This window comes from Streptomyces sp. NBC_01304 (genome assembly GCF_035975855.1).
In the GTDB taxonomy this organism is placed as follows: Bacteria; Actinomycetota; Actinomycetes; order Streptomycetales; family Streptomycetaceae; genus Streptomyces.
In genome coordinates this window covers 3,293,943-3,305,930 of record NZ_CP109055.1, presented here as the reverse complement: position 1 = coordinate 3,305,930, position 11,988 = coordinate 3,293,943, and the positions used below count along the sequence as shown (strand labels likewise).

At 68.9% G+C, this 11,988-nt stretch carries 11 protein-coding genes; 4 read left to right on the top strand and 7 right to left on the bottom strand.

Annotated features, from left to right (window positions below; genetic code table 11):
- Positions 1 to 78: 78 nt before the first annotated feature.
- Positions 79 to 756, bottom strand: coding sequence for a potassium channel family protein (locus OG430_RS14385; protein WP_327352881.1), 678 nt, complete (start codon positions 754 to 756; stop codon positions 79 to 81).
- Positions 756 to 1,424, bottom strand: a complete 669-nt coding sequence (locus OG430_RS14380; RefSeq protein WP_327352880.1) for a potassium channel family protein — start codon at positions 1,422 to 1,424, stop codon at positions 756 to 758. The genes OG430_RS14385 and OG430_RS14380 overlap by 1 nt, the downstream gene beginning before the upstream one ends.
- A 197-nt stretch (positions 1,425 to 1,621) precedes the next feature.
- Here OG430_RS14380 and OG430_RS14375 point away from each other — a divergent pair, with 197 nt between their 5' ends.
- From OG430_RS14375 to OG430_RS14360, 4 genes are all read left to right on the top strand, one after another.
- Positions 1,622 to 3,682 carry an APC family permease gene (locus OG430_RS14375; RefSeq protein ID WP_327352879.1) on the top strand — a complete coding sequence of 687 codons (2,061 nt, stop codon included), beginning with the start codon at positions 1,622 to 1,624 and terminating at the stop codon, positions 3,680 to 3,682.
- A gap of 126 nt (positions 3,683 to 3,808) precedes the next feature.
- Entirely contained in the window at positions 3,809 to 5,137 is a 1,329-nt protein-coding gene (locus tag OG430_RS14370; RefSeq protein ID WP_327352878.1) for a class I SAM-dependent RNA methyltransferase, read from the top strand.
- Positions 5,138 to 5,402: 265 nt separating this feature from the next.
- Positions 5,403 to 5,750 (top strand): hypothetical protein, encoded by a 348-nt coding sequence (locus tag OG430_RS14365; protein ID WP_442816494.1) that lies wholly within the window; start codon positions 5,403 to 5,405, stop codon positions 5,748 to 5,750.
- 102 nt (positions 5,751 to 5,852) lie between these two features.
- Complete coding sequence (locus tag OG430_RS14360) at positions 5,853 to 6,740, top strand: DUF5655 domain-containing protein (protein WP_327352877.1); 888 nt, start codon at positions 5,853 to 5,855, stop codon at positions 6,738 to 6,740.
- 184 nt (positions 6,741 to 6,924) lie between these two features.
- Here OG430_RS14360 and OG430_RS14355 read toward each other — a convergent pair whose 3' ends face one another.
- From OG430_RS14355 to OG430_RS14335, 5 genes are all read right to left on the bottom strand, one after another.
- Positions 6,925 to 7,254 (bottom strand): DUF6087 family protein, encoded by a 330-nt coding sequence (locus OG430_RS14355; RefSeq protein ID WP_327352876.1) that lies wholly within the window; start codon positions 7,252 to 7,254, stop codon positions 6,925 to 6,927.
- 52 nt (positions 7,255 to 7,306) lie between these two features.
- Entirely contained in the window at positions 7,307 to 8,629 is a 1,323-nt protein-coding gene (locus OG430_RS14350) for a DUF317 domain-containing protein (protein ID WP_327352875.1), read from the bottom strand.
- Positions 8,630 to 8,704: 75 nt separating this feature from the next.
- Positions 8,705 to 9,820 (bottom strand): DnaB-like helicase N-terminal domain-containing protein, encoded by a 1,116-nt coding sequence (locus OG430_RS14345; RefSeq protein WP_327352874.1) that lies wholly within the window; start codon positions 9,818 to 9,820, stop codon positions 8,705 to 8,707.
- Positions 9,821 to 11,086, bottom strand: coding sequence for a DNA cytosine methyltransferase (locus OG430_RS14340; RefSeq protein ID WP_327352873.1), 1,266 nt, complete (start codon positions 11,084 to 11,086; stop codon positions 9,821 to 9,823).
- Positions 11,083 to 11,952 (bottom strand): hypothetical protein, encoded by an 870-nt coding sequence (locus OG430_RS14335; protein WP_327352872.1) that lies wholly within the window; start codon positions 11,950 to 11,952, stop codon positions 11,083 to 11,085. Before OG430_RS14335 ends, OG430_RS14340 begins: the two co-directional genes overlap by 4 nt.
- Positions 11,953 to 11,988: the final 36 nt, after the last annotated feature.

Here is an 11,988-nt window from a genome sequence, read left to right as displayed (position 1 = left end):
GGCGTCCCCAACCGATCTGGTTGGGGACGCCCCATCAACGTATGGACGCTGTGACATCAGCGGCTCCGCCGCGGGTATCTAGCTCGACGCGTCCTCGCGCCGCACCGACAGCAGGTCCTCCAGCTGCTCCTCGCGCGCCTGGGCCGCCACGAACAGCAGCTCGTCACCCGCCTCCAGGGAGTCCTCGACGGTCGGGGACAGCACGCGCGTGCCGCGGATGATCGTGACGAGGGACGTGTCCTCGGGCCACTCGATGTCGCCGATCATGGTGCCCGCGAGCGCCGACTCCGGCGGCAGGGTCAGCTCGACCAGGTTGGCGTCGCCGTGGCTGAAGCGCAGCAGCCGGACCAGGTCGCCGACGCTGACGGCCTCCTCGACCAGGGCCGACATCAGGCGCGGCGTGGAGACCGCGACGTCGACGCCCCAGGACTCGTTGAACAGCCATTCGTTCTTGGGGTTGTTGACGCGGGCGACGACGCGCGGGACGCCGTACTCGGTCTTCGCGAGGAGGGAGACGACGAGGTTGACCTTGTCGTCACCCGTGGCCGCGATCACCACGTTGCAGCGCTGCAGCGCCGCCTCGTCCAGGGACGTGATCTCGCAGGCATCGGCGAGCAGCCACTCCGCCTGCGGCACCCGCTCGACCGAGATGGCGGTCGGGGCCTTGTCGACCAGGAGTACCTCATGGCCGTTCTCCAGGAGCTCACCCGCGATGGAACGGCCCACCGCGCCGGCTCCGGCAATGGCGACGCGCATCAGTGACCGCCCTCCTCGGGGCCCTCGGCGAACGACGCCTCGACCTTTTCGATCTCGTCGGTGCGCATCATCACGTGCACCAGATCGCCTTCCTGCAACACCGTCTGCGAGCTGGGCAGAATGGCTTCGCCCAGCCGGGTGAGGAACGCCACGCGGACGCCCGTCTCCTCCTGCAGCTGGCTGATCTTGTGCCCGACCCAGGCCTGGGACGCGTGCACCTCGGCGAGCTGCACACCCCCCGTGGGGTCGCGCCACAGCGGCTCGGCGCCCGACGGAAGGAGCCGGCGCAGCATCTGGTCGGCGGTCCAGCGGACCGTGGCGACCGTGGGGATGCCCAGGCGCTGGTAGACCTCGGCACGGCGCGGGTCGTAGATGCGGGCCGCGACGTTCTCGATGCCGAACATCTCGCGGGCGACACGCGCGGCGATGATGTTCGAGTTGTCCCCGCTGGAGACGGCGGCGAAGGCGCCCGCCTCCTCGATGCCCGCCTCGCGGAGGGTGTCCTGGTCGAAGCCGACCCCGGTGACCCGGCGCCCGCCGAATCCGGAGCCCAGACGGCGGAAGGCCGTGGGGTCCTGGTCGACCACGGCGACCGTATGCCCCTGCTGCTCCAAGGTCTGCGCGAGAGCGGCACCCACTCGTCCGCATCCCATGATGACGATGTGCACGACCGTCCTTCCGGCTGGCTTGTGTCCTGCGTTAGGAATTCGTTAGTACTGGTAAGGCGATTTGTCCCGATGAGCCCTTGATGGGACCTTGACGGGTCTCTGGCTCGGCCCTAACAGGGTCTCAGACAGAGGCACAAGCTACACAGGCGCGGGAGGCGGGTGGGCGGGCCCCCTTTCGAACGCTTACGATCCTCTGCGTGTCCAAACTGACCGACGTGCCCAAACGGATCCTCATCGGGCGCGCACTGCGCAGCGACAGGCTGGGAGAAACGCTCCTCCCGAAGCGCATCGCCCTACCGGTGTTCGCTTCCGACCCGCTCTCCTCCGTGGCGTACGCGCCCGGAGAAGTGCTCCTGGTCCTCTCGATCGCCGGTGTCTCGGCCTACAGCTTCAGCCCGTGGATCGCGGTTGCGGTCGTGGTGCTGATGTTCACCGTGGTCGCGTCGTACCGGCAGAACGTGCACGCCTACCCGAGCGGCGGCGGCGACTACGAGGTCGCCAACACCAACCTCGGGCCGAAGGCCGGACTGACCGTCGCGAGCGCGCTGCTCGTCGACTACGTCCTGACCGTCGCGGTGTCGATCTCCTCGGGCATCGAGAACCTGGGCTCGGCCGTCCCCTTCGTCATCGAGCACAAGGTGCTGTGCGCCGTCGGCGCCATCGTGCTGCTCACGCTGATGAACCTGCGCGGAGTCAAGGAGTCCGGAAAGCTCTTCGCGATCCCGACGTACATCTTCGTGGCGGGCGTCTTCCTGATGATCGCGTGGGGCGCCTTCCGCGGGCTCGTCCTCGACGCCGACATGAAGGCCCCCACCGCCGACTTCGAGATCAAGGCCGAACATCAGGGAATCGCCGGCTTCGCGCTGGTCTTCCTGCTCCTTCGCGCCTTCTCCTCCGGCTGTGCCGCGCTCACCGGCGTCGAGGCGATCAGCAACGGTGTACCGGCCTTCCGCAAGCCCAAGTCGAAGAACGCGGCGACCACCCTCGCCCTGATGGGCGGCCTGGCCGTCACCATGTTCTGCGGCATCATCGGGCTCGCGATGGCCACCAACGTGAAGATGGCCGAGCAGCCCGCCCACGATCTGCTGCGCGACGGCACCCCGGTCGGCTCGGGCTACGTCCAGAACCCGGTGATCTCGCAGGTCGCGGCCGCCGTGTTCGGCGACGGCACCTTCCTGTTCATCGTGCTCGCGGCCGCCACCGCGCTCGTGCTGTTCCTGGCCGCCAACACCGCGTACAACGGCTTCCCGCTGCTCGGCTCGATCCTCGCGCAGGACCGCTACCTGCCGCGCCAGCTGCACACCCGCGGTGACCGGCTCGCCTTCTCGAACGGCATCGTGCTGCTCGCGCTCGCCGCCGCCGCGCTCGTCTGGGTCTACGGGGCCGACTCGACCAAGCTGATCCAGCTGTACATCGTCGGCGTCTTCGTCTCCTTCACGCTCAGCCAGACCGGCATGGTGCGGCACTGGAACCGCCACCTGAAGACCGAGAAGGACCCGGGCAAGCGCCGCCACATGATCCGCTCCCGCGCGATCAACACCTTCGGAGCCTTCTTCACCGGCCTGGTCCTCGTGGTCGTCCTGGTCACCAAGTTCACGCACGGCGCCTGGGTCGCCCTGCTCGGCATGGTGATCTTCTACGTGATCATGAGCGCGATCCGCCGCCACTACGACCGGGTCGCCGAGGAGCTCGTCGCCCCCGAGGGCCCCTCCGACGACAGCGTGCGGCCGTCGCGGGTGCACTCCATCGTCCTGGTCTCCAAGGTCCACCGGCCGACGCTGCGCGCCGTCGCGTACGCCAAGCTGATGCGCTCCGACACCCTCGAGGCCGTCAGCATCAAGGTCGACCCGGCGGAGACCAAGGCGCTGCAGGCGGAGTGGGAGCGGCGCGGCATCACGGTGCCGCTGAAGATCCTCGACTCGCCGTACCGCGAGATCACCCGGCCGATCATCGAGTACGTGAAGAACCTGCGGCGCGACAGCCCGCGGGACGCGGTCAGCGTGATCATTCCGGAGTATGTGGTCGGCCACTGGTACGAGCACCTGCTGCACAACCAGAGCGCGCTCAGGCTCAAGGGGCGGCTGCTCTTCACGCCGGGCGTCATGGTCACCTCCGTGCCGTATCAGCTGGAGTCCTCCGAGGCCGCCAAGAAGCGGGCCCGCAAGCGCTCCGAGTGGAACGCTCCCGGTGCGGTGCGCCGTGGTCCGGTGGCCGGGCAGGAGAAGAAGGCGGCGAAGGAGCCGAGCAGCAAGAGCTGAGCGGGTCCCGAGCGGGTCCCCGCAACGTCTTTGGTGAGCGGCCGGGCGACACCCACGTAGACTCGTGGGTTGTTGTCCGGCCGTCTTTCTCCGGCCGTTTCCCTTGATCTCTGGAGTCACCCCGCCATGCAGGCAGAACCGAAGAATTCGCTGGTCGGGGAGGAGTACGAGGTCGAGGTCGGTCCCGTCGCCCACGGCGGGCACTGCATCGCCCGTACGGCCGAGGGCCGGGTGCTCTTCGTACGGCACACGCTCCCCGGCGAGAAGGTCCTCGCGCGCGTCACGGAGGGCGAGGAGGACTCGCGCTTCCTGCGGGCCGACGCCGTCGAGATCATCGAGGCGTCCAAGGACCGCGTCGAGGCGCCCTGCCCGTACGCAGGCCCCGGCAAGTGCGGCGGCTGCGACTGGCAGCACGCCAAGCCGGGCGCCCAGCGGCGCCTCAAGGGCGAGGTGATCGCCGAGCAGCTGAAGCACCTTGCCGGGCTCACCCCCGAGGAGGCCGGCTGGGACGGCACGGTCATGCCGGCCGACGGCGACAAGCTCCCGCCCGGCGAGGTCCCGCAGTGGCGCACGCGCGTGCAGTACGCGGTCGACGAGGACGGCAACGTGGGTCTGCGCAAGCACCGCTCGCACGAGGTGGAGCCGGTCGAGCGCTGCATGATCGCGGCGCCCGGAGTCACCGAACTCGGCATCGAGGAGCGCGACTGGTCGGGCATGGCCTCCGTCGAGGCGATCGCCGCGACCGGCTCGCACGACCGCCAGGTGATCCTGGAGCCGCGCCCCGGCGCCCGCCTTCCGCTGGTCGAGCTGGACAAGCCGGTCTCGGTCCTGCGCGTCGACGAGCACGACGGCGGCATCCACCGGGTGCACGGCCGCGCCTTCGTCCGCGAGCGGGCCGACGACCGCACCTACCGCGTCGGCAACGGCGGCTTCTGGCAGGTCCACCCGAAGGCCGCGGACACCCTGATGCGCGCCGTGATGCAGGGCCTGCTCCCGCGCAAGGGCGACATGGCCCTCGACCTGTACTGCGGCGTCGGCCTCTTCGCCGGTGCCATCGCGGACCGCATCGGCGAGCAGGGCGCGGTCCTCGGCATCGAGTCGGGCAAGCGCGCGGTGGAGGACGCCCGGCACAACCTCGCCTCCTTCGAGCGCGTCCGCATCGAGCAGGGCAAGGTCGAGTCGGTACTGCCCAAGACCGGCATCACCGAGGTCGACCTGATCGTCCTTGACCCGCCGCGGGCCGGTGCCGGCAAGCAGACCGTGAAGCATCTGGCGGGCCTCGGCGCACGGCGCATCGCGTACGTGGCGTGCGACCCGGCGGCGCTGGCGCGGGACTTGGCGTACTTCAAGGAGGGCGGGTACAAGGTGCGGACGCTGCGGGCGTTCGATCTTTTCCCGATGACGCATCATGTGGAGTGTGTTGCGGTGCTTGAGCCCGCCGAAAAGGGCCACTGACCTGCAGGTTCGGCCAGTGTGCATTATGTGCGCTGTGGGCGTTACGGGCGATATCTTGACGCATGAGCGACGCACGTGACGCACGCCTGACGCACGTTTGACGCACGCCGGGCCGGAAAACTGACTGGTCGTCAGACATGTGAAAGCCGCCTCCGAGCCCGAGTGATTTCGGGTTCGGAGGCGGCTTTCGTGTAGTCGCGGGGAGTTGTGGGTCAGGCTTGGATCGACACCCTCGGGCAGAACCTGCGAATGCCACACTCATCCCATGGCTGAAGGCGACACGGACTTCTTCCCCGGTGACGGTCCAACCAGCAGGCTCTCGGTCTCCCTCACCGCTGGCACCCTGCAGGCTATTCGTTGTCGGGTCGGCAAGCGTGGCGTATCCGCGTACCTGGAGAAGGCCGTCCAACGCCAGATCGAGCGTGACAACTTGAGCGACCTGGTCGCAGACTTCGACCAGGTCAACGGCCCGGCAGATCCGGAGGCCGTGGCTGCCAAGCGAGTCAGGCTCACCGGGAGTGTCCCTTCCTCGATACCGGAGCGGCCACGTGACCAACGCCCTCAATCTGGCGAGCGAGGACCGCGCGGCATGCGTGCTGGCGAAGGTGCTTAGCGCCAAGTGCCAGCAGGTGCGCGGCGCTAGAAAGACTTCTTCCGCGGAAATAACCCTGCGGTCTGCGGCGTTGCCGTCTGGCATCGTGGTCTTGAAGGGGGCGTGGTGGGGCTGAAGCTGTTCAACACGAGGTGCGGCGTAAACGAGGTAACGCCGCACCTTGCTGCGATCGAGGCGGATGTGCAAGACCTCATCGAGACGCACATGGACACGATGCTGGGTGTGCGATTCCTGGCGAGCGAGTTCGTCATTGACTGCGTCGATGGCGGACGGATCGATTCGCTGGGGCTCGACGAGAACGGTGCACCGGTGATCGTTGAATACAAGCGTGGCACCGACGCTGGGGTGATCAACCAGGGCCTGTACTACATGGCGTGGCTCACTGCGCACCGGAGCACCTTCGAGGGCCTGGTCCGCGACCGGCTCGGGGCGACAGCCGCAGCCCAGGTTCTTTGGAGCGTGCCCAGGCTGATCTGCGTCGCCGGCGACTTCACCCGCTACGACGCGCACGCCGTACGCGAGCACCGGCGCTCGATCGACCTGGTCCGCTACCGGTACTTCGGCAGCGACCACTTCGGCCTTGAGACCGTGGCCTCGGTCACCGGGCACTCGGCCGAGGCCAAGCGCGTACGCCGCCGCGCGCCCGGGGCGCAGCCGGTTCGGCAGCAGGGAGGTGCTATGACAGAGCTGGCGGCAGCGGTCGACGAGGTTCTCGTCGGGCTGGGCGATGGAGTCACCCGGATACAGCGAAAGCAGTACCGCGCCTATCAGCGGCTGCGGAACTTCGCCTGTCTCATCCCGCCCCAGCAGACCAAGGTGCTGGTCTACCTGAAAGCGGATCCGACGACGGTGGACCTCGTGCCGGACTTCACCCGCGACGTGACTGGGCTCGGCCACCATGGCACGGGAGACCTGGAGGTTCAGCTGCGCAGCGAGCGGGACCTGGAGCGCGCCCAGGACCTGTTTCGGCTGAGCTACGCCGCAGCGTGACGGAGCAGGAACCGGCACTGCGTGACGCGTGGCGGTGAAGTGGTGGATCGTTGCTGTGCTGCCTTTCGACGGGCGGTCAGGAAGTGGCGGTGGAGCTACAAGTATTCGGCGGATCCCCGGTTTCGGTAACCGGGGATCCGCCGCTATATTGCCGCCGTCTTCCCACGTGGCCCTGAATGGGCTGCTACTGCTCTCGGTCCTCCGCTGGAGTTGGCTTGCGGTGTCGGCCCCGGCCTTTCCCCGGCGCGGGGCGATCCCATTCGGTGGCTTTCTGCTCGGCCGGCTGCGGTGGGTACAGCACGGTCTTGGCCTCGGCGAGATTGCTGACCAGGCTGACCGTCTCCCACTCGGTTCCGTTCCATTCCTGGATCACGCGGGGTGCGTCGGGGGCGACGTGTTGCCCGCGGTGCGGCCCTTCGGCCAGCGGCACTGCGCGACGCTTGCCCTTCGAGGCGTTCTGGCGCTCCTCGCGGCGGCGTGCCCAGTCCTCCAGCGGCTCCTGATCGTCGTGCATCTCAGCATCGTGGCGCAGACACGATGGCCGCTGCCACCGGCTTGGCCAGACGTCACCGTGACCTCGCAGAACCGGTGCGTGGGGCCGGCTGCACGCTGATATCGGTACGGCTCAGGGCGTTCAACCCCCGAGGCCGGGCCATCACCGGCTTCTGCGTGAGCCCGAGGGCCACCTCGAAGGCCACGTCCTGCAGCACGGAGGCTGCGGCGTGCGGAGAGAAGTGAAGGGCCCAGCGCGGAGAGCCGGCGTCGCCGCCGCCCCAGAACGTCCAAGCGGGCAAAACGCCGTGATGGGAGTGAGCGGCGAAGGCATCGAACTGGACGCCGACGGGTTCATCCCCTGGCGCCTGCCAGCGGATCCAGCGGCCGTCGACGGTGTGCTCCCAGCTGGCATCGGCCAACGGGCGGGTGGACTCGCCGATGGTCGCTTCCGAGACCTGGCTGCCCGCCGCGATCAGCGCCGCGTCCGCGGAGGCGAGGCTGTCGAGGAGTACCCGCATGATCTCTACGGGGACCGTGGTGGTCGCGGTGGCGTGCCACAGGCGCTCGCCGACGGGGCTTTCGTATGCGGCGATTGTCCACTGGGTGCCGTCGGGGGCGGCTTCGTGGACGAACTCGGCGCGCAGCACGAGGGATTCGTGGACGGCGTGGGTGGTTTCGTCGGACCAGGTGCGCCACTTCTCCCACTCTGGATGTGACTCGAGAAAGCCCTTCAGGAGTCCTTCGTGGTTGTCGGTGTAGGCCGCAGGCACCTCGACGGGCTCGGCCGTGGCCAGGCGCGGTTGGGTCTTGGCCGTACCGGGCGCCGGCGCGGTTCGTGCCTGCTCGGCGCCGCGTTCGGTGCTAGTGGCCGGGGCGGGGCCGGGGCGTACGGCGTCGCCGTAGAGGCGCTCGAACTCGGCGATGGCCTCGGTGGGGCTGTCGTATCGGAGTGCTTCCACGCGCAGGTGGTTCTCGCCGTGGAGGTGGATGCTCGGGCCGTCGCGGTACGTGCCGACGGCGACGATGTTCTGGCCGTCGTGGGCGTGGGCGTGGATGATCAGGCGGCCGTGACGGATGGCGTCATAGATGTGCTGGGCGTCGTTGGAGACCTCGCGGATCTCCTCGCGCGAGCACCAGGGCATGGGGTAGTTGGCCCAGGTCCATTCGGTGTCGATCTCTTCGCGAAGCTGGGGCGTGATGTCCACGGTGACGCCCTCGGCGCGCAGGGCGCGTGCGGCCAGTTCGGCGTAGTGCGCCTCCTCGCGGTCGATGCGGGCCATGACCATCGTCGTGTCGTCGAGGGGCTCGAAGCCGTGGACGGCGAGCCGGGCTCCCGTGATGGTGGCGGTGACGGCGCCGGGGCGGCCGTCGAGCAGGTCGAGGCGGAGGTGCAAGTCTGCTTCGGGGTGCGGCAATCTGTTCTCGTTTCACGGCTCCGGCCGGCGCGGGACCGGCCGGAGCGGGTGGGGTCATCGGAGTGCTCGTGCGCCGACTGTGGTGGCTCTCGGCGCCGGGCCGGCGCGGGAGGCGGCCGGGCTGCGCGGTTGGCGAGGTGACGGTGACGACGGGGTGGTGCTGCGCTGCCAGCGGGTTCGCAGGGCGGTGAGGTCGGCCAGGGCGCGGCGGCTGCCGGTGACCAGCTGGTGCGGCGAGTTGGCCGGGTCCTGGGCGTAGGCGGTGATGCGGCTGCTGACGTCGAATGCGCGGGCCAGCAGGGCGCGTTGAAGGACGCGTTCGCCCCAGTATTCGGGGGAGCCGACGGGAGCGGAGACCAGGGCGATGAGGTCGCCGGGGTCGATGCCGTCGGTGAGGAGTCCGCGGTGCTGGGCTTCCCAGAGCACAGTGACCGGGTCCACGGGCTCCCCGTTGCGGACCAGGGCGGTGAGGCACTGCCACACCGTGGCGTGCAGGGGCAGCGTGAAATCGTCGGGCTGCACCCAGCGCATGGTCTTCAGCTCTGCCGGGTGGGCGGTGGCCGTAGCGAGGAGGAGTCGTTCCTCATCGAGAGCTTCCTCGCTGCTGGGCCCAGTGGGGGTGCCTGGCACGGAGGTGCGCGGCAGCGAGCCGGGGTGCGGGGCGAACTGTCCGGCGAGCGTGTCCAGGAACTGTCCGAGGGCGTCGGCCTGGGCCAGGGTGGTGGCGGCCGGGTTGGGCAGGGTGGGATCGGTGGCGGTCTGGGCGAGGCGTTCGGCGTGCATGAGCAACGTGCGCCGGGCGTGATCGGCTCGGATCATCCGCGCGTACGTTGGCGCGTGCTTCGGCCAGGGGCAGACCTGGATGAGCGTGTGGAGATAAGAGGCGGTCAGCCCTGGGGCATTGGGGCGCGCCGCGTCGAGCACGGTGTTCAGCCAGGCGGGATCGGAGCGATGGGCTTCGGGGGCGGGTGGCGGCACCGTGCGCATGGCCTGGAAGAGGGCGCCGTGGGCGTGGTTGGCGAACTGGCCAGCGTCCAGGTCGCCGATGTCGGCGAGCCGGTGCGGGTCCAGGAGGAGCGCGCCGAGCAGGGACTGCTCGGCGTAGTGCACCGGCTGGGCAGGGGGCAGGTCGTCGAGGTTGTCCTCGTAGGGGTCGGTGGGCTGGGGCATTTAGGCGGCCAGGGTGAAGTCGTCGGGGCAGAGGGTCTTGCCGAGGTGGGGGGCCAGCAGGTGGGCGGCGAGTCGGGGCGGCACGGCATTGCCGATCTGCGAGAACTGCTGGCCCTTGTTTCCGGCCCAGCGGTAATGGGCGGGGAAGGTCTGCAGAAGGCCGGCCTCCTGGGCGGTGATCCGGATGGAATCTGGCATCGGCCGCTCCTCGCCGATGTCGCCGGTAGCGGGCTCGGCGACCCAGACGCATTCGTTCGCGCGGTGGCCGAAGAACAGCGTCCCGGCCGGCTCGTCGGATCGGCGCACGGTCGCGTTCGCCTGGTTGTTGCTGCGCAGAGACCACGACCAGCCCACCTCGCCGGCGCACACGCGATCGGAGTCTCCACTCCTGCAGCACTCCCGTGCTGCGCGAGGGCTGGCCGAACTTCCCCTCGCGCGAGGGGACTTTGCCTCGCCCGGCGCGATGTGGGGCTTCCAGGTGCCGCGGTCGCGTGCGTCGGTGAGCGTCTTACGCGAGCCGGAGGGGAAGGGCTCGGGTCCGCCGCCCGGTCCTCCACCAGCGCACACGGTCGGCACGGGGCGGTCGGTGGCGCCCCAACCGAGGGCATCGGCCATGGACACCCACTGCGTGCGGCCCGGCCCGAACAGCGACTCGGGCTCGGCGGTCTTGGCATGCGTGGGCGGCGGGGGCTCGGCAGTCCGGGTACGTGAGGCGAGCAGAATCGCGCGCCGCCGCGTCTGCGGCACCCCGTAATCGGCGGCGTTAAGGATCCCGGTCCAAACCGAGTACCCCCAGCTGCGCAGGATCGCGGCGTACTGGCGCCACAGCGGCAGGACGTCGGGCACCTCCTCCATCGCGACCCACTCAGGCTGCCCCTGTTGATGGAGAGCGTGCAGGTAGCGCATGGGCTCGGCAGCCAGCAGTGAGCGCTCGTCGCGGCAGGCGGCCAGCAGCTGTTCGCGGGTGTCGCGGCCGGTGGCGAGGTCGGCGACGGCCTGGTGGACGAGCGGCTGGTCGAGGAGACCGAGGCGCTTGCCGGCCATCGACCACGCCTGGCAGGGCGGGCTGGCGATGAGCCCGCCTGTCTTTCCGAGGAAAGGCCGTACCGGGTACATCGCCACGTCGGTGCGAATCGTCAACTGCCCTTGCGCGGCCCGTGTTTTGCAAGCCCAATCGTCCCATTCCAGCCCGATGTCCCGCACGCCGAGCACGGCCAATGCGTGGCTCCATCCGCCGGGGCCGGCGAACAGGTCCAGCACGATCACGTGGCCAGCCCGAAGTCATCCTGCGTGGCGGCAATTTCGCCTCGACAGGTCCAGGGCGAGCACCCGTCAGGGGCACCCTCTTCCAGTTGCTCCGCGTCTTCTTCGGCGCCGAGCTCCTGCTGGAGCGCGGCCCATTCGGCGGCGGTGACATGGTCGATCGGAGCTTCGCTCAGCGGAATGCGCGAGCGGTGCAGGAAAGCCTCGCCCAGCAGGCGGTTCCCGGTGGCGTTCGCGCGGGCATTTCCCTTGCGGATCGCGGCGTCGAATTCCACCACATCCGCCCACTCGGCTGGGGAAGTGTCGCGAATCTGTCGCCACTGGGCGTTTCCATGAAATGGGCAGCCAAGGCAGCTCGATTTGGGAGTGTCCGCCAATCCGAGTGAGGAGAGGTAGCGGATACAGTCGCTTCGCGACCAGCCCAGGTCGATGAGCGGGTGGCGGTTGCGCATGTACTTCACGTCCGCGTCCTTGGCGCGGTGGAATTCATCGGTGGAGATGCCAACCCATTGCTCCACGAACACGTCTCGCGGGATGCGGGCTGGGTAGGGGTAGCCGAGAAGTTCGCGGACCTGCTTCTTGATCGGCTTAATCTTATATTCGCCGGTGCATTGCCTTCTGGTCATTCCTGCCTTGCCGTCCTGGTTGAGGATGTAGAGCGGCATGGAGGCGAATCTGTGGCCGGGGTCGAGCGCATCGTTGCGGATATTTCCGGAGGTGACCCGCAGGATGGGGATACCTGCCGGTTTCGCTATCTCCCGCTCAAGGCGGTCGAGATGCGAATAAACGGCCTTCGATTCCCACCCTGTGTCGGCAAAAATGGCGTAGTCGACCTTCGGGAGAATCCCTTCGGCTGACAGGGCGAGCATCGCGCTGGATTGAATTCCGGCACCAAGTGAGATGGA

What these genes read in the sequence shown, in the direction of transcription:
- OG430_RS14345 (WP_327352874.1), bottom strand. Translation starts at nt 9,820, where the DNA reads ATGCCCCAGCCCACCGACCCCTACGAGGACAACCTCGACGACCTGCCC.
- OG430_RS14370 (WP_327352878.1), top strand. Translation starts at nt 3,809, where the DNA reads ATGCAGGCAGAACCGAAGAATTCGCTGGTCGGGGAGGAGTACGAGGTC.
- OG430_RS14385 (WP_327352881.1), bottom strand. Translation starts at nt 756, where the DNA reads ATGCGCGTCGCCATTGCCGGAGCCGGCGCGGTGGGCCGTTCCATCGCG.
- OG430_RS14335 (WP_327352872.1), bottom strand. Translation starts at nt 11,952, where the DNA reads ATGCTCGCCCTGTCAGCCGAAGGGATTCTCCCGAAGGTCGACTACGCC.
- OG430_RS14365 (WP_442816494.1), top strand. Translation starts at nt 5,403, where the DNA reads ATGGCTGAAGGCGACACGGACTTCTTCCCCGGTGACGGTCCAACCAGC.
- OG430_RS14355 (WP_327352876.1), bottom strand. Translation starts at nt 7,254, where the DNA reads ATGCACGACGATCAGGAGCCGCTGGAGGACTGGGCACGCCGCCGCGAG.